The organism is Aurantimonas sp. A3-2-R12 (assembly GCF_036016755.1).
Taxonomy (GTDB): domain Bacteria; phylum Pseudomonadota; class Alphaproteobacteria; order Rhizobiales; family Rhizobiaceae; genus Aurantimonas; species Aurantimonas coralicida_A.
Map to the genome: position 1 here is coordinate 29,719 of NZ_JAYXIH010000017.1, position 16,787 is coordinate 46,505.

Annotated in this window: 17 protein-coding genes; 8 read left to right on the top strand and 9 right to left on the bottom strand. The window is 63.3% G+C overall.

Features of this window, described 5'->3' with window-relative positions:
• Positions 1-86 precede the first annotated feature (86 nt).
• Positions 87-1,496 (bottom strand): FAD-binding oxidoreductase, encoded by a 1,410-nt coding sequence (locus VSX60_RS10680; RefSeq protein WP_327624152.1) that lies wholly within the window; start codon positions 1,494-1,496, stop codon positions 87-89.
• A gap of 110 nt (positions 1,497-1,606) precedes the next feature.
• On the opposite strand from VSX60_RS10680, the gene VSX60_RS10685 reads away from it, so the two are divergent.
• A complete protein-coding gene (locus VSX60_RS10685; RefSeq protein ID WP_327624153.1) occupies positions 1,607-2,104 on the top strand; it encodes a thioesterase family protein in 498 nt (165 codons plus the stop codon).
• A gap of 180 nt (positions 2,105-2,284) precedes the next feature.
• On the opposite strand, the gene VSX60_RS10690 is transcribed toward VSX60_RS10685, so the two are convergent.
• From VSX60_RS10690 to VSX60_RS10710, 5 genes are all read right to left on the bottom strand, one after another.
• On the bottom strand, positions 2,285-2,581 hold the full coding sequence (locus VSX60_RS10690; RefSeq protein WP_327624154.1) for a hypothetical protein: 297 nt from the start codon (positions 2,579-2,581) through the stop codon (positions 2,285-2,287).
• On the bottom strand, positions 2,526-3,350 hold the full coding sequence (locus VSX60_RS10695) for a hypothetical protein (RefSeq protein ID WP_327624155.1): 825 nt from the start codon (positions 3,348-3,350) through the stop codon (positions 2,526-2,528). The genes VSX60_RS10690 and VSX60_RS10695 overlap by 56 nt, the downstream gene beginning before the upstream one ends.
• A complete protein-coding gene (locus tag VSX60_RS10700) occupies positions 3,319-4,035 on the bottom strand; it encodes an adenylate/guanylate cyclase domain-containing protein (protein ID WP_327624156.1) in 717 nt (238 codons plus the stop codon). The genes VSX60_RS10695 and VSX60_RS10700 overlap by 32 nt, the downstream gene beginning before the upstream one ends.
• Before the next feature lie 71 nt (positions 4,036-4,106).
• Positions 4,107-5,666 (bottom strand): NAD(P)-binding protein, encoded by a 1,560-nt coding sequence (locus tag VSX60_RS10705; RefSeq protein ID WP_327624157.1) that lies wholly within the window; start codon positions 5,664-5,666, stop codon positions 4,107-4,109.
• Positions 5,667-5,981: 315 nt separating this feature from the next.
• Positions 5,982-7,793, bottom strand: a complete 1,812-nt coding sequence (locus tag VSX60_RS10710; protein ID WP_327624158.1) for a chloride channel protein — start codon at positions 7,791-7,793, stop codon at positions 5,982-5,984.
• A 241-nt stretch (positions 7,794-8,034) separates the two neighbouring features.
• Here VSX60_RS10710 and VSX60_RS10715 point away from each other — a divergent pair, with 241 nt between their 5' ends.
• Positions 8,035-9,099 carry a serine/threonine protein kinase gene (locus VSX60_RS10715; protein WP_327624159.1) on the top strand — a complete coding sequence of 355 codons (1,065 nt, stop codon included), beginning with the start codon at positions 8,035-8,037 and terminating at the stop codon, positions 9,097-9,099.
• A 68-nt stretch (positions 9,100-9,167) separates the two neighbouring features.
• Here the strand turns inward: VSX60_RS10715 and VSX60_RS10720 are convergent, their stop codons facing one another.
• Positions 9,168-10,202: an NAD-dependent epimerase gene (locus VSX60_RS10720; RefSeq protein WP_327624160.1), complete on the bottom strand. Its 1,035-nt coding sequence runs from the start codon at positions 10,200-10,202 to the stop codon at positions 9,168-9,170.
• Positions 10,202-11,488 (bottom strand): nucleotide sugar dehydrogenase, encoded by a 1,287-nt coding sequence (locus VSX60_RS10725; RefSeq protein ID WP_327624161.1) that lies wholly within the window; start codon positions 11,486-11,488, stop codon positions 10,202-10,204. Before VSX60_RS10725 ends, VSX60_RS10720 begins: the two co-directional genes overlap by 1 nt.
• 181 nt (positions 11,489-11,669) lie before the next feature.
• Between VSX60_RS10725 and VSX60_RS10730 the strand changes: the two genes are divergently transcribed.
• The 3 genes from VSX60_RS10730 (at position 11,670) to VSX60_RS10740 (ending at position 13,260) form a co-directional block, all read left to right on the top strand.
• Positions 11,670-11,864 (top strand): hypothetical protein, encoded by a 195-nt coding sequence (locus VSX60_RS10730; protein ID WP_327624162.1) that lies wholly within the window; start codon positions 11,670-11,672, stop codon positions 11,862-11,864.
• Between the two features lie 232 nt (positions 11,865-12,096).
• Positions 12,097-12,591 (top strand): tetratricopeptide repeat protein, encoded by a 495-nt coding sequence (locus VSX60_RS10735; protein WP_327624163.1) that lies wholly within the window; start codon positions 12,097-12,099, stop codon positions 12,589-12,591.
• A gap of 234 nt (positions 12,592-12,825) precedes the next feature.
• Positions 12,826-13,260, top strand: coding sequence for a hypothetical protein (locus tag VSX60_RS10740; RefSeq protein ID WP_327624164.1), 435 nt, complete (start codon positions 12,826-12,828; stop codon positions 13,258-13,260).
• A 129-nt stretch (positions 13,261-13,389) separates the two neighbouring features.
• On the opposite strand, the gene VSX60_RS10745 is transcribed toward VSX60_RS10740, so the two are convergent.
• The gene (locus VSX60_RS10745) at positions 13,390-13,779 is read right to left on the bottom strand and encodes a hypothetical protein (protein ID WP_327624165.1); all 390 of its coding nucleotides are present in this window, start codon (positions 13,777-13,779) and stop codon (positions 13,390-13,392) included.
• Positions 13,780-13,906: 127 nt separating this feature from the next.
• Here VSX60_RS10745 and VSX60_RS10750 point away from each other — a divergent pair, with 127 nt between their 5' ends.
• The 3 genes from VSX60_RS10750 (at position 13,907) to VSX60_RS10760 (ending at position 16,705) form a co-directional block, all read left to right on the top strand.
• Positions 13,907-14,722, top strand: coding sequence for a helix-turn-helix domain-containing protein (locus tag VSX60_RS10750; RefSeq protein WP_327624166.1), 816 nt, complete (start codon positions 13,907-13,909; stop codon positions 14,720-14,722).
• 224 nt (positions 14,723-14,946) lie between these two features.
• Positions 14,947-16,434, top strand: a complete 1,488-nt coding sequence (locus VSX60_RS10755; RefSeq protein ID WP_327624168.1) for a type II and III secretion system protein family protein — start codon at positions 14,947-14,949, stop codon at positions 16,432-16,434.
• Positions 16,415-16,705: a hypothetical protein gene (locus VSX60_RS10760; protein WP_327624169.1), complete on the top strand. Its 291-nt coding sequence runs from the start codon at positions 16,415-16,417 to the stop codon at positions 16,703-16,705. The genes VSX60_RS10755 and VSX60_RS10760 overlap by 20 nt, the downstream gene beginning before the upstream one ends.
• Positions 16,706-16,787: the final 82 nt, after the last annotated feature.

Here is a 16,787-nt window from a genome sequence, read left to right on the forward strand (position 1 = left end):
GCGCTGACCGCCGCCAGCCGTTCGGCCGGGCCTTCAAAGGATAGGCCAGAACCGGGCCCCGATGTCGAGACCTGACCGCGTCCGGATCAGGGCAGGATTTTGCCGGGGTTGAGGATATTGTCCGGATCGAGCGTGGTCTTGATGGCGCGCATCACGTCGACGGCATCGCCCAGCTCCTTGCGCAGATAGCCGCGCTTGCCCTGTCCGATGCCATGCTCGCCGGTACAGGTGCCGTCCATCGCGACCGCCCGCTCGGCGAGCCGCGCCATGAAGGCTTCCGCTGCGGCGATCTCCTCGGCGCTGTCCATGTCGAGCAGCAGCGTCACGTGGAAATTGCCGTCGCCGACATGGCCGACGATCGGCGCGATCAGGCCGGCCGCATCGATGTCGCCTTGCGTTTCCGCGATGCATTCGGCGAGCCGCGACACCGGCACGCAGACGTCGGTCGCGATGCCCTTGGCGCCGGGGCGCAGCGCCAGCGCCGCCCAGTAGAACTGGTGCCGGGCCTTCCAGAGCTGCGCCCGCTCCTCGGTCCGCTTGGCGCTCTGGAACGGGCCGCCGCCGTGGTCCTCGGCGATCGCGGCGAACAACTCGGCCTGCTCGGCGACCGAATTCGCCGAGCCGTGGAACTCCAGAAACAGCGACGGCCGCGCCTCCAAATCGAGCTGCGAATGGACGATCGCCGCCTGCATCGACAACGTGTCCAGCAGCTCGATCCGGGCCACCGGAATTCCGGCCTGGATGGTCTGGATCACCGCGTCGCAGGCGCTTTTGACGTCCGGAAACGGGCAGACGCCGGCCAGAATCGATTCGGGAATGCCGTAGAGCTTCAGATTGAGCTTGGTGATGATGCCGAGCGTGCCCTCCGAGCCGACCAGAAGCCGGGTCAGGTCGTAGCCGGCTGAGGTCTTCTTGGCCCGCCGCGCGGTGCGGATGATCTTGCCGTCGGCCATCACCGCGGTCAGCCCGATGACGTTGTCGCGCATCGTGCCGTAGCGCACGGCGTTGGTGCCCGACGCGCGGGTGGCGGCCATGCCGCCGAGGCTGGCGTTGGCGCCCGGATCGATCGGGAAGAACAGCCCAGTGTCGCGCAAATGCGCGTTCAGCGCCTCGCGGGTGACGCCCGGCTCGACCGTGCAGTCGAGATCCTCGGCATTGACGGCGAGCACCTTGTCCATGCGCGACAGGTCGAGCGAAATGCCGCCCTCCGGCGCGTTGACATGGCCTTCCAGCGACGAGCCGGTGCCGAAGGCGACGATCGGCGTTCGATACTCGCCGCAGAGCTGAACGAGCGTCTGCACCTCGTCCTCGGTTTCGGCGAAGAACACCGCGTCCGGCATCTGGTTCGGCAGATAAGTGGTCGAATGGGCATGGGCGCGCCGCACGTCCTCGCCGGTGACCAGCCGCTCGCCGAATCGCTGCTTCAGCACCGAGACCGCGCTGGCGATGCCCTCGCGCTTGGCCGGCCGTTCCGCCAGGATGTCCGCTAACGCCATGATGCTCTTGCTCCCTTCCCGTCCGTCGCCTCGATGGATCGCCGGATTTGACTTCCCTACGCCTTGCGGCTTTCCCTTGCCGCAACGTCCACCCGCAAAGAAGAGCCCCGATGACGCCAGAGCCGCCGCAGCCGTTCCGTTCGCCCCTGATGGACCTCGAGCCCGGTTGGATCGACTATAACGGCCACCTCAATCTTGCCTATTATCACGTTCTGTTCGACCGGGGCATCGACGCCCTGTTCGACGCGATCGGGCTCGGCGAGCCATATCGCGCCACGCGCGGCTACACCACCTACTCCGCCGAGACCCATGTCTGCTATCTGCGCGAGGTGCCGCCGAAAGCGCGCGTCTATGCGACCGCGCAGATCGTCGGCCTCGACGCAAAGCGGCTGCACATTTTCCAGGAGCTGTTCCACGAGGACGGCTGGCGCACCGCGACGCTGGAAAGCCTCAGCCTGTCGATCGACCAGAACCACCCGTCGGGCGGCCCGAAGGTGGCCCCCTTCCCGGCCGACGTGTTCGCAAGGGTGGCGGACGTGGCGGCGGAGCACGCGAAGCTGCCGACCCCGGACCGGCTGGGGCGTGCGGTGCGGTTGGGGCGGGGGTGAGGGTGAGGGTGAGGGTGAGGGATATGGTTCTGCACTACGGCCTTGGCGATCCTCGCGGCTGATGACCCCGACAATGTCCTCGGACCATGGCAGGAATGGCCTGAAGGTGAGCGGGAACGGGCGCGCTGCCCCTCGTCGCAGAAGCGCCAACGACAGCTTTTTCCAACCGTCGATCGGTCTCTACCGTGGCGGCAAACCCATTTCCACGAGGCGGTCCAGCTGGACTGTGATCCCCGCTACCAGCGCGGGCCATTTCGGAAAGTAGAACGAGTACTTGATCACATTATGGGTCAATTCGGGCCGGATCGTCAGCGCCTTTGACAAAGCCCGGTCCGCCACCGGCTGATCGTCACGTTTGAGCGCGACTACGGCGACTGCGATATGGACGAAGGCTTCCGCGCCGGGAAGCCGGCTGGCGGCATCAAGATGCTCGCGGACATTTTCGCCCAATTCCATATCCCGCATCCAGAGGGCCATGACGACCATCCAATGGAAGGACCAGGCCAACCGGGTCCCTTGGGCTGAGGCGAATGGCCTCCAGCCCCGCTCGCAGCATCTCGTCCGTATCGGGCTCGGCCTGGAAGAGATTGACGAATGTCTGGGCGCTGTAGACGGCAGCATCATTGTCGTTCAATGCCACGGCCCGGGCGAGGGCGTCGCGGATGGTAAGGAGCCGAGCGAGGGCGACATAGCCGGTCTCGAGCCGATCGTCGAGCCGTATCGCCATGCGGGCATGGTAGATGCCCGTCAGCATTTCGGCCCCGGGATCACTGCTCCGCCCGGAATAGATTCTCATTGAATGCCACTGACCCAGCAGGGCGTGGGGGAGCGCGTAGGCGGAATCGGCCTTGGTGGCGGAATGGAAAAGATCGAAGGCCGTGTGGATTCCTTCGATTGTCCGGGCCTCCATTTCGGAAAGGCCACGCTGGCACATTTCCCAGGCCGATAGGTTTTCGGGCGGCTTACGACGGGAGACCTGGCGTTCGTGTGCGCCGATTTCGGGAGCAAGGCGGGTGACGACCCGTCGGGTGATGTCATCCTGAAAATCGAAGAGGGAGGCCCTGTTCCCATCATACCTGTCGGACCATATCTGTTCGACGGTATCTGCTTCGATCAATTGTACGGAGACTCGCAGGCGATCTCCCGCTCCACGGACAGCGCCCTGAACCACATATCGCACACGCATATCCTGTGCGATCTGGCGAATATCCTTCTCACCCCCCCCTGTAGGAAAAGCTCGATCCACGGGCGATGACGAACAATGAGCGGAAACGTGACAGTTCGTTGATGATCTCGTCGGCGATTCCCTCGGCCAGAAATGAGTTCTCTCCCGAAGCCGACGCATCGTCGAAGGGCAGCACGATCACGGACGGGCGGTCGGCGCTTCCCGGTTGCACTGCGGCGCCGGCATCTTCCACACCGGTTTCGACCTGCCAGACCTCGACCGGAAACGGGATGTTGCGCACGAACTGCTTGCCGCGCGGGCAGACGCTCAGCTCGGTGTCGGCGAAGAGCATGTCGCGAACCGATCGCGAAATACAGACGCCGTTGGGAGGGCACAAGGTCTCCAAACGCGCGGCGATGTTCACCACATCGCCCAATACGTCGTCTCCGTCGATCAAGACGCTCCCGTGGTTCACGCCGATGCGAAAGCGGATACGGTTGTCATCGCACCGGCCCGCTTCGTGGCGGTGAACTGCCCGCTGCACGACCTGTCCGGCGCGAACGGCCGCCATAGGATGGGGGAATTCGACCAGAAGGCCATCGCCCATCGTCTTGATGATCCGCCCTCCTCCGGCAACAACGGCGGGATCGATGATATCCAGACGCAATTCGCGCAGGCGGGTAAAAACCTCTTCCTCGGCTCTTGCGACAAGCCGCGAAAAACCCGCGACATCCGCGGCGACGATCGTCGTTACCTTGCGCTCCATCACCTGCACGCCTGCCTCTGCACCCCATAGGCGTGGTGCAGCTTCCCTTCTGTAGGTCCGACGACGCCCCGTCAGGTCACCCGATCGATCCTCTCGATCGTCGTATTCAGCGTGACGTTGAGAGGCACCTTCGTCCTCATTTCCTCCCACAGTGCGAGCCACCCCTTCGACAGGACCGTCACCATCGGCGTTGCGTCCTTGCACTTGTAGCTCTTCAGGATTGCCTTAGTCAGTGGCAGCGATATCCAGATCATACCATAATAGGCAGGTATGTGCTTCAGCGGGCCGTACCCCTGCACGGAGTAGGAATATTCCAGCAATCCGGTGAGGATCAGCAGATCGTTTCGCTCGAGAAAATCATAGAAGCTGGAATAGCGTTTATCGAGAAGTTTCTGCGGTGGATTGAAGGGCAAGGGCAGTTCACTGCCTAAATATTGATGTACCAAAACATCGTATTTACCTAGTGCCTCCCCGATTTTCCTCTCCGTTTCCTTGGCCCTTCGGGGATCTGGCTTCTCGCCATTTGCAACCTGCCCTTTCAAAATGACGTATTCATCGTAGGAAATTGTGGCTTCCGACAGGTGGATACCAGGCGTGAGGCCTTCGGCTACCATCCCACGAAAACTGCGGTTTTCAGGATCGGAGTGATCTTTCATTATGTAAAAGCCATGACGGCAATTGCCTTCCAGGAAGCGCCCCAGTGCCGTGACCATTTTGTCATAGGCGGGTGAAAGGTAGCAGGTCCCCAGTTCGCAGGCGGTGGCAGCGCCGCTGTCATGGGGTGACGGCTCGTGAAGTGTGACCGTATGGGTCTTGCCTCCGATACGATCACTGGGCTCGAGGATCTCCACGTTGCTGTGCCCCCGTTCCTTCAGGAGGTGGGCAAACAACAAGCCGCTCGGACCTGCTCCCAGAACGATGATCGAAGCCGAGAGGTCAGAAGGAAGCCGCCAACCGAGCTCCTGCTGTTTTTCCAGCAACATGCCGCCGTATTGCCAGCATTGCAGGACGGACTCAAAGCAGGTTGAGCCGTGAACGTAAATCGTATGGCCCGTTCCTTGTACACCCAGATAGTTCCACGGCATCTTCGCCGTGAGGCCATCATTGTTGAAATGATCGAAGTAGGGGGTCGTTAGACAGACCGGATCACCGCTATCATCGTGAACCACCTCGAACTCGGGGTAAGGCCACCACTCCAGTTGCGGAAGCGTGGCCTTCAGATTGTTCAGGAACTGCTCATTGGTCCAGGGCGTCCCTGCCGCGCCCTGAAGCTGGTAGACGGTCACCAGATTCTCGACCATGCCGTTCGCGGTTTCAAGCGAGAACTGCTTGGCGGTTTCGTTGCGGTAGCCGCTGACTGCCCCGCCCATCTCATCGATGGCATCCGGATTGAGGATGATCCCGAATTCCGGCTTTGAGCTGGGCACCTTCACTTTCACCAACGTGGTGTGAAAGGTGAAGTTCGTCAGCCGAGAGAAAACCGAAACCTCCTCGCCGGTGAAGCTACAGACCATCCTGAGATTGCGGGGATCGCATGCCACGACCAACAGATCGCAGTTTTTTTCGACTGCTGGCGCGCCGTCAATCGAAACTCTCAGGCTGACGGGCGAGGCGGAATTCGCTTTTGACAAGACATCCTCCCTGGCTTTGCAGACCAAGGCCAGCCCGCTGCTTACGTTACGATAGCATGAATGTTCCTCTAGGAGAGAATGGATGGCTAGGGCGTCCCTGCTCCAGGTCCCAGTGCGCATCGCGTGAGTTCCAACAAGCAGGAACGCTCGGCGTTCGCCGATCCTGAGATCGCATGCCATGCAGACACGTCAATTGCGCAGAGCCCGGTACGAAGGATCGCTCCAATATAGCTGCATCGCCAGACCGCGGCAGATCATCGCACGAAGAGGCAACGGCCTACGAACGAGCGTTTTTTGCGAATAACCCCCACCCCCTCACCCGTAATGGTTCTGCACCACCGCCTTGGCGATTTCCTCGCGGCTGATGATGCCGGCGATGTCTTCCGGCCGCGGCAGACCGCGCACGTCGTTGACGACGATCGCGTAGGAGCGGTTCCTGCGGTTCATGCGGGTGACGACGGTGTTGAGGTTGTTCTGCGTCGAGGCGATGATGAATTCGGTCGAGCCAATGTCGGCGAGCGTCTGGCTGGCAAAACGGTCGGCGCGATAGGGGATCGTGCCGAACCGCACGAAGCCGGTGATGCGGTTGCCGTCGGTCAGGATCACCCGTGTCGTCTCGACGTCGATGTGCTTGAGCGCGTCGCTCACCGTCATCGACCCCGGCAGCATCTCGAAGCTCGTTTCCATCACCTCGCTGACCGGCTGGACCAGGAACATGTTGGTGGTCCGGTCGGTCGGGATCGGCCGGCCCCGTCGTCTCAGCTTGATCGTGTAGATGTCGGACTGGATCAGCGCGCGGCGCACGCCGATGGCGATGGCGACGGCCAGCACCAGCGGCAGGATGATCTCGTAGTCGCGGGTCATCTCGAAGATCATGACGATCGCGGTCATCGCCGCGCTGGTGGCGCCGCCGACCATGGCGCCCATGCCGATGACCGCGAAGGTCTCGACGCTGAGGCCGGAGTCCGGCGCCACCATCATGCCGAGCGCGCCTACCGCTCCGCCGAGGGTCGCCCCCATGAACAGGCTCGGCGAGAAGATGCCGCCCGAGGCGCCCGAACCGAGGCTGAGGCACGTGGCGACGAGCTTGCCGGCGAACAGCAGGAGCAAGAGCAGCGCGCTGGTGTGGCCGCCGTCGATGATGTCCTGGATGGTGGCGTAGCCGACGCTGTAGATGTGGTATTGCCCGCTGCTCAGCAGGAACACGTAGCCCATCAGCCCGACGCTGGTCATGCCGATGATGTTCTGGATGTAGGGATTGAGGTTGGACTGCTCGAACAGATCCTCGGAGGCGGCCAGCAGCTTGACGAAGAGCCACGCCGCGACGCCCACCACCACGCCGAGTAGCGCCGCCAGAACCAGTTCGGCGCCGTTCACCGCCTCGGTCTGCCCGAAGGCGCCGAGCGGCAGCAGGAACGCCGATTCGATGCCCATGGCCAGACGGAAGACATAGGTCGAGGTCGCCGTCGCCACGACCACCGGCAGGAAGGTTCGGGCCGAGATCTCCGGCAGCAGCACCTCGGAGGCGAACAAGACGCCGCCGAGCGGCGTGTTGAAGGTCGCCGCGATGCCGGCGCCGGCGCCGGCCGACAACAGCGTGATCTTCTGATGCCGGACGAGTCCGAGCGCCCGGGCGAATGTCGAGCCGAAGGACGAGCCGATCTGGATGATCGGCCCCTCGCGACCGACCGAGGCACCCGTGCCGATCGAGATCGCCGAGGCCAGCGACTTCACCACGGCGACGACGCCGCGCACGTTGCCGCCATTGTGGTAGATCGCATACATCACCTCGGGCACGCCGTGCCCCTTGGCCTCGGGCGCGAAGCTGCGCACCAGCCAGACGACGATCAGCCCGCCGATCACCGGGACCAGGATGATCCCCGCGCCCCACGGGCTGGGAGCGCCATAGGCGTTGGGATCGAAATCGAGGCTGATTCGGCCGTAGAAGGCGAAATTGTAGATAAAGGCGATCAGATATTTGAAGACGATCGCACCGAGGCCGGCGACGATGCCGACGACCAGCGCCAACAGCAGCATGAGCGGCAGCGCGACCTCGCGCTCCGGCGGCGCCTCCGCCTCCGGTGCGATTGGCGCAACGGAAGGGACGGAGGGACTCTCGACGGACATGGGCTTCGACTGACGGTGACTGGGTTGGTAAGGCGGGCGGAACGTATCTACTCTATTTCATTCTCACCCCGCGATGGGAAGGGCAGCGGCGCGAGGAATGCCGGTCAATGCGAATGGACCGTTAAGTGTGGTCACACCCGGCTTTCCTTTCGGCGATCCCCGGTCGATAATGGCGCTCATATCGAACGTGAGAGCCGGCGAGGCGGTCGCCAGTGCGAGACGTTCCGGTTTGACGGGGCCCATGCAGCGAACCTATCCGAGCCTTCCCGCCCCATTCGTCGCCGGCACGGTGCTCAAGCGCGATATTTTCGGCGAGATCGCCTTCGGCCATCTGGAGGGCGCGCCCGACACGGCGGTCACGCGTCGCCGCGTCAGCCGTTCGGCGCGCTGGGCGCGGCCGCTCGCCTGGCATCTGGCCGGTCGTGAAATCCGGGCTCTGGAGGCCCTCGACACGGTGGCGGGGACGCCGAAACTGCTCGGCGTCGACGAGAGCGCACTCTACCGCTCGTGGATCGAGGGCACGCCTCTGCATGTCGCCAAGCCGGTCGGCAATGTTGCGTATTTCCGCGACGCCAAGCGACTTTTGCGGCAGGTCCACCGCGCCGGCATCACCCACAACGACCTCGCCAAGCCGCAGAACTGGCTGATCACCCCCGACGGCACGGCCGCGCTGATCGACATGCAGCTCGCCACCATCTTCGCCCGCCGCTCCAAGCTGTTCCGCCTCATGGCGCGCGAGGACATCCGCCATCTCCTCAAGCAGAAACGCAGCTTCTGCCCGCAAGCGCTGACCCCGGCGGAAAAAAAGCTGCTGGCGACCAAGAGTCTGCCGGCGAGGCTGTGGATGCAGACCTTCAAGCCGATCTACAACGCCATCACCCGCGGGCTGTTCAACTGGTCCGACGGCGAAGGCACCCATGACCGCATGGATACCGAGGGCAAGGCGATCGGCGCGCGGCTGGCGTCCGACCCGGCGATCCTCGCCCATGCCCTGTCGCCCTTTCCCTATCCCAAGCGCCAGGGGGTCGGCATTTACGCCTTTGTCGAGACCGCTCCCGGCAACGACGCGCCCGCACTGGAAAAGCGGCTGCTCGCCGCCGCCGCGCCGCGCCCGGATGTCGTCCAGGCGGTCGAGCACCTTCCTCGCGACGCGAGCGGGCGGGTGCGCGAGGACTTGCTGCGGCTGGTCGCCATCAACCAGGTCGACCGCATCGAGGCGCTGGCCGGCGACGCCGACGCCCTCGCCGCGACCCGCGCCATCGCCGCCAATCGCCGCAATTTCACCGACCGCCGCCTAAAGGGATAACGAGGACGATCGCGCCTGGGAACCGCGACGCCTTGCGACCGAGGCGTGTCCTCGGAGGTCCTATCCTCTCAGCTCCCCGCGCCACCATCGTAGTAGCGCCGATACCAGTCCACGAACGCTTGCACTCCTTCGCGCACCGGCGTCGCCGGCCGGTAGCCGACCGCCCGCTCCAGTTCGCTGACGTCGGCGAAAGTGTCGGGCACGTCGCCCGGCTGCAGCGGCAGCAGTTGGCGCTCCGCCTTGCGGCCGAGCGCCTCCTCCAGCGCCTCGACGTAATCGAGAAGTTTCACCGGCGCGTTGTTGCCGATGTTGAACAGGCGGAACGGCGCGTTGCTCGTCGCCGGATCGGGATGGTCGCTGTTCCAGTCTGGATTGGGCTGGGCGATGTCGTCGCTCGCCCGGACCACGCCTTCGGCGATATCGTCGACGAAGGTGAAGTCGCGGGTGTGGTTGCCGCCGTTGAACAGCTTGATCGGCTCGCCCTTAAGGATGTTCCGGGTAAACAGGAACAGCGCCATGTCCGGCCGGCCCCAGGGACCGTAGACCGTGAAAAACCGAAGTCCGGTCGTCGGCAGTCGAAACAGATGGCTGTAGGAATGCGCCATCAATTCGTTGGCGCGTTTGGTCGCGGCGTAGAATTGCAGGGGATGATCGACGCTCTGATGCTCGGAAAACGGCATTGCCGTATCGGCGCCGTAGACGCTGGAGGTGCTCGCATAGGTCAGATGCCGGACCTGATTGTACCGGCAAGCCTCAAGGATGTTGGTGAAGGCCACGACGTTGCTCTCGACATAGGCGAGCGGATTTTCCAGCGAATAGCGCACGCCGGCCTGCGCCGCGAGGTGGATCACCCGGTCCGGCCGGTGCTCCGCGAAGCACGCGTTCACCGCGTCGCGGTCGGCGAGATTGGCCCGCACGAAGACGTAGTCGCCGTTTGATTTGCCGGCCGCCTCCTTAAGAACACGCAGCCGCGCTTCCTTGAGCGCCGGATCGTAGTAGTCGTTGACGACATCGAACCCGACGACGCTGTCGCCGCGTTCCAGCAGACGTCGGACCACGTGAAAGCCGATGAACCCGGCGTTGCCGGTGACCAGGGTTTTCATCAAAGGCGCCCGTCCGTCTCGTGTTCCGCGAAGATGCCCTTGACGTCGTAAAGCACCGCGCCCTTCCTACCCAAGCGGCGAATGGCGGCCGCTCCCATCTCGGCGAACCGGCTGTGTCCGACGGCGAGTACGATCCCGTCATACACCGCCTCGACCGGCGCCGTCGTCAGACAGTCGAAGCCGAATTCTCGGCGGCAGTCCTCAGGCGAAACCCAAGGGTCCCAGACGTCGATCCGGGCGTTGCACTGTCGCAGATCGTCGACGATGTCGATCACTTTCGAATTGCGAAGGTCGGGACAATTCTCCTTGAAGGCGATGCCCATGACGAGGATCCGACTCCCCACGACCGGCAACCCGCGGCTCATCATCGATCGCGCGACCTGGTCCGCCACATAATGCCCCATCCGGTCGTTGATCCGGCGGCCGGCCAGGATGACCTCGGGGTGATAACCGACCTCCTGCGCCCGGTGTGTCAGATAATAGGGGTCGACGCCGATGCAGTGACCGCCGACAAGTCCCGGCTTGAACGGCAGGAAGTTCCATTTCGTCCGGGCGGCGGCCAGCACGTCCAGCGTGTCGATGCCGAGCCGGTCGAAGATGATCGACAACTCGTTCATCAGTGCGATGTTGAGATCGCGCTGGGTGTTCTCGATGATTTTGGCCGCCTCGGCGACCTCGATCGAACTCGCCTTGTACGTGCCGGCGGTGATGATCGAACCGTAAAGCCGGTCAACAGCCTCGGCTGCGTCCGGCGTCGAGCCGCTGGTCACCTTGGTGATCGTCGTCAGCCGATGCTGCTTGTCGCCCGGATTTGCCCGTTCGGGACTGTAGCCGAGGAAGAAGCCCTCGTTCAGCGTGAGACCTGACAATCGCTCCAGGATCGGCACGCAGACATCGCGGGTGCAACCCGGATAGACCGTCGATTCATAGATGACGACGGCTCCTTCCGAGATCGCCTTGCCCACCGTCTCGCTCGCCCGCACCAGCGGCCCCAGATCCGGCCGGTTGGCGCGATCGATGGGGGTTGGAACCGTCACGATGAAGACGCCGCAGGCTTTGAGCGCGTCCGGGTTCGTGGTGAAGGTCACCAACCCCGCCGCAGCCAGGCCAGCGGCATCGACTTCCAGCGTGGCATCCCGCCCGCCCTGAAGCTCCACGATCCGCTCGTGGCGAATGTCGAATCCGACGACCCGGCGCTTTCGGCCGAACTCCACCGCCAATGGCAGGCCGACATAGCCAAGCCCGATGACGGCGATCGTCTGGTCGTCCAGGTCAAGTTTGCGCACGTTACAACTCATTCCAGTGCTCACCGCCGACAGGGATCTGACGGGCAGGCGGATCATGAAGAACCGGGATGGTCTTCATAGACGGCTTCTTGCGGTCTCTGTCGAGCTGTGCGGCGATGCCCCCAGACAGCGTTATACCAACCTGCGGTCATAGGAACCCATTCGACCGGGACGATCGCCGATGCGTGGCGAGGAGCGGGACGACGGGCGATGCGGCGCATCGGGCGAGGCCCGCGACGAAGCCAGGCGCGGCGAGCGCCCGGCCATAGGTGGGCTGGACGGGCTCGCCGGACGGCGTCGCACCGCTTGCCCGATGCGCCGCATCGAACTGCGCGTCGCTCCTGGCCGGACAAGCCCGTTCAGCGCCATCGAATAGGTCCCTATCACCGCAGGTTGGTATTAGACGTTCCGCGGCTTTCCGCCAATTCCCCTGCCCCGAGGGCCGTGCCGCAGCATCCAGCGTGCCGCCACCTGTCATCAACGGCGAATTAAGAGAATCCGTGGAAAGGTGTCCATCCGGGGAGCCGAGGTCGACTGTGGACACGGCTCACACGGACGGTGATCGGCGAGAAGGAGCAGCCTTCCGTCTTGATCACTGGAGGGGAAGCATGTCGATGACGAAACATCTGGTGATCATGGCCGTCAGCCTCGCCGCTGCCCTCTCCAGCTGTCGGTCCTCCAATCTGGACGACGCCTTCGGCGCTTCGTCCTTTGGCTATGCCGCCGCCATTGAAGACATTCGTCTGCTGCCCGAGGCCAGAACGCAATTCAAGGCCCGCAATTACGGTAAGTCCTACGCGCTGTTCAAGAAATCGGCGGAAGTCTATCCGAACAACCCGGCTGCCTGGCTCGGCCTTGCCGCCTCGGCCGATCAGCTCGGCCAGTTCGACACCGCCGATACGGCCTATGGCGCGCTCGCCAAGCTCATTCCCGGTACGGTCGAGTACTACAACAACATCGGCTACTCCGCGCTGCTGCGCGGCGAATTGCGCTCCGCCGCCCAGCACTTTGCCAAGGCGCAGGCGCTCGCCCCCCGCAGCGTTACCGTCGCCAACAATTTGCGCCTTCTCCGCAACAGCGTCTCTCGAGCCAAAAGGAGCTGAGCGCCTGTGATGAAAGGTCGATCGGTGACTGCCATGCCCGCGTGGGTTCACACCGCCCAGGTTCATGAAAATCCGACCCCCGCCCCGGCTCCAGCTCCCGTCACGGACCGGCAGGAGACGCAAACGCCGCCCGAGACGAAACGCTCCTGGTCGGCGGTCCTGCTTGTTTTGAACGGCGCCTGTCTGTCCGCCACTGTGGCCGTCGCCGTGACGATGTTGCTCGCATGGCGCCCCATGCAGAACCTCGACACCCTGGACGACCGCATGGCCAGGCTTGACGGTATCGAACAACGCCTGAGCGGCCGCGTCGACAGCGCCGCCGATCGTGTCGATCGCGCGATCCAGGGTAGGATCGACCAGGTCGACGCCGGATTGGCCGGATTGGCGGATGGGCTGGGACAGCTCCGGGTTTCCGTCGGCCAAAGCGTGGACACACTCGATGACACCAGCGCGAGGCTCGACGAGACCTTTGCCGGCGCCCTTCTGGCGATAACCGAACTGACCGAAACGGCCAACTCGAGCCAAAACACGGAGCAACGAAGAGCCGTGAAATTCGCCGCGCAAGGTGGGCCCCCATTCGATGAGTCGTTGGGGCCCGCCTCGCCGGAATTCCAGCGACAAGAGCTTCCCGATGGATCCGTGGCCTACCGGCGGGTGGAAGCCCGCTAGACCAGGACTGCTTCGGAGAGCGCGGCGATTACCAGTATAGCAGTAGAGATCACATTTTTCGGAGAGGCTTGATCGCTCCTCAGACGAGCAAATCGGTGCGATCGCAGACCTTCTGGTTCCGCACTTTCCTCAAGTCGCTACCATCCGGCTTACTGCATCCCTTTCCAGCTTGGCGAGGACGGCCACGACGGCTGCCTGTCCGAGGAGGAAAGCCCATCCTAAAGCATTGGGAGAAATGAGCGTGAAGGGGAGGATGATACTCGCAGCGATCCACGCCAAATTGCCGAGGATAACAGTCCAGACGGCCGCTAGCTGGGGCTGGGGGAATGCGGCGGCTATCGCCATGAAAGCGGCGATTGGGAACAAAATGGCGCCCGCATAGAAAAGCAGCTCCGCCGGAATTCGCGTCAATGCTTGCAAGGGACGCGATGCTGTCATCAGCAATGTACCCGTTAGGCCACAAGCCGCAGCATCGAGCATGAGAAGGGACCGGATTGAAAGAGAAGTGATGGCGGTCATGTTTGGTTCTCCTGGTTCTTGAACGGACCATCCGCGAAGGTCCTCGATCCAGTTTCCCGACCGCCTGCGCCAAGTCGATTACGTCAAAGGTAATTGAAAGCCCTGCGCTTTCGGCTAACCTCGCTCAATGACCGGAACCATGATCGCAGTGGGCGACATCTTGCGCGATTGGCGTCAGCGTCGACGTTTGAGCCAGCTTGGTCTGGCTGTGGAAGCGGAGGTGTCTCAGCGCCATTTGAGCTTTGTCGAGTCGGGACGGGCGTCGCCCAGCCGGGATATGGTCCTCCGTCTCGCGGAAGGCCTCGCTATGCCGCTCCGCGAACGCAACGCGATCCTGATTTCCGCGGGCTTTGCCCCGCTCTACCGGGAGCGACCTCTCGACGACGATGCCATGGCAGTCGCTCGACAGGCGGTGGATCAAATTCTGAAAGGCCATGAGCCACACCCTGCCTTAGCGGTTGATCGTCACTGGAACATGCTCTCCGCCAATGGCGCGATCGCGCCGTTCCTGGAAGGAATAGCGTCGCAGCTTCTGGCGCCACCGGTGAATGTTCTGCGCCTCAGCCTGCATCCCGATGGGCTGGCTTCCCGCATCTTGAATTTCCGCGAATGGCGGGCGCATCTGGTTTCCAGGCTGAAGGAACAGGTGGAGCAGTCCAACGATGCCGGTCTGAAATCGCTGCTCGATGAACTGACGGCCTATCCTGTTCCCGGCGACGCCAAACCATGGCGTCCGAACGATAGAGGCGCGGCACGCGCTCCCGTTGCCGTCAGGCTTGAGCTTGCTATCAAAGGCGGTAAATTTGCCTTTCTTAGCACGACAACTGTCTTCGGCACGGCCACCGATATCACCTTGTCCGAAATCGCAATCGAGTCATTCTTTCCGGCGGATGAAAAAACGGCTGCCGCAATGCGGGCAGGTAGTCCAAATGTGCAAGGTTAGCGCATCGGACGGTCCCGGCGTTTCTCGTGTTGACCCGCCCTTAACCATCTCGTCGCAAACTGCCGCGGAATGCGGGCTGCATCGCGGTCCGACGCACTGTCAGTCGCTCGAACCGCGTGGTGGATCCACGCGGCGGTGAGCATACGCCGCGCTCATCGGACGACAGCAGAGACTGGACGCGAAAGGTAGCCTCGATGGATGTGCTCCATCCTTGGAAACAGGCCGTGGAACTGCCCGCCGGCGGTCGCGCGCTCGCGGCTGTGCCACGGCTGCTGCGTATCGCGCTGACGACGCTGGCCTGCCTTGCGGCCCTTCCCGCAGCGGCCCAGCAGCGCATGCTCGACATCGGCAACGGCGGCGTGTCGAATGTGGTCGTGCGGCAAAGCTCGACGGTCACTATCACCACCAACCGGCCTTTCGCCAATCTCGTCGTTGGTGACGTCAAGATCGCCGATGTGGTGCCATTGTCCGATCGTTCCTTTTACATCCAGGGCCGGTCGAACGGGATCACCAATATCTCGATCTACGATGACGGCGACAGGCTGCTCGGCGTCGTCGACACTCGTGTCAGCATGGACTTCGCCAACGTCCATTCCGCGATTCGCGCCGCCGTCCCCAGCGCGACGGTGAAGGTGACCAATTTCAACGATCGCATTCATCTCAGCGGAACCGTGAAGAGCGCGCCCGACGCGGTGAAGGTGATGGACGTCGCCCAGCAATTCTCGTCCGAGCCGGTCATCAACGCGCTAGCGGTGACCGACGCCCAACAGGTCGCGCTGGAAGTGCGCGTGCTTGAGGCAAGGCGTAGTGCCGGCCGCGATCTCGGCGTCAACTTCCGCGTGTCCGGTGGCACTTCGCTCGGCGTCATCGGCTCCCGCGTCCGGTTGAATGCCGATCCCGACACCGGCCAGCCGAAATCCTATCTCGACGACAATGCCGGACGCAATTCGCAAGGCACGCCCTTCGGATCGCTGGTCGCTCAGGTTCTCGAGAGCGCCGGCGTTCGCGTCGACATGATCATCAATGCGCTCGAGAAGAAGGGCCTCGCGCGGCGGCTGGCACAGCCCAACCTGACCACCATGAGCGGCGAGAAGGCGAGCTTTCATGCCGGGGGCGAAGTGCCGATCCAGGCCGCCGTCGTCGGCGCCAACGGATCCTCCTCGACCCAAACCGAATACCGCCCCTACGGTGTCCGTCTCGAATTCCTGCCGACCGTTCTGGATAGCGGCTTGATCAATCTCAGGGTGATGACGGAGGTCAGCGAGATCGATCCAGCCGTCGTCGTCAACGGCAATCCCGGCTTCACGTCGCGCAAGGCGCAGACCGTCATCGAACTGCGCGACGGCCAGAGCTTCGCTATGGCCGGCCTGCTGCAAACCGTGAACGCCAAGACGATCGAGCAACTGCCGTGGATCGGCCAGGTTCCGATCCTCGGCGCCTTGTTCCGTTCGACCAGCTTCCAGAAGCAGGAAACCGATCTGGTGGTGGTCGTAACCCCCCGCCTCGTCCAACCGGCGAGCCCGGGCGAGCAACTTTATTCCCCGCTCGACCAGACCCGCTCTCCCGACGACGTCGAGCTGTTCGCGCTCGGCCTTCTCGAGGTGGATAAGGACATGCTGCGATCGTTCAAGGAAGGCCAAGGCATTTCGGGACCCTACGGCCACATCATCGACATCGAGACGGATAACGGCAATGCGCACGCCCAGCCTTGAGATCGTCGTCCTTGCCGCCACTGCCCTGCTGACGGGCTGCGCGGACTATGCCAATCAGCGCGATACGATCTCGCTCGGGGCGGGTAACGCGATGCAAGCGAACATGGCGGTCCACACGGCGAACGCCTTTCCCCCTCATCGCAACGTCACGGCAATACGCACAGACGGACAGGTCGCCGAGCGGAACGTGCGTCTGTATCGCGGCACCGGATCCGCCGCCAGTCCGGCGCAACCAGCAGCAACCGCGCCCGCGGCACCCGCGGCGGAATGACGGCTGCCCGGTTCACCCGGCAGGCACGATACGATCGAGCCCGTGACGACCACGACAATTCGACCTGTCCCGTTAACGTCCT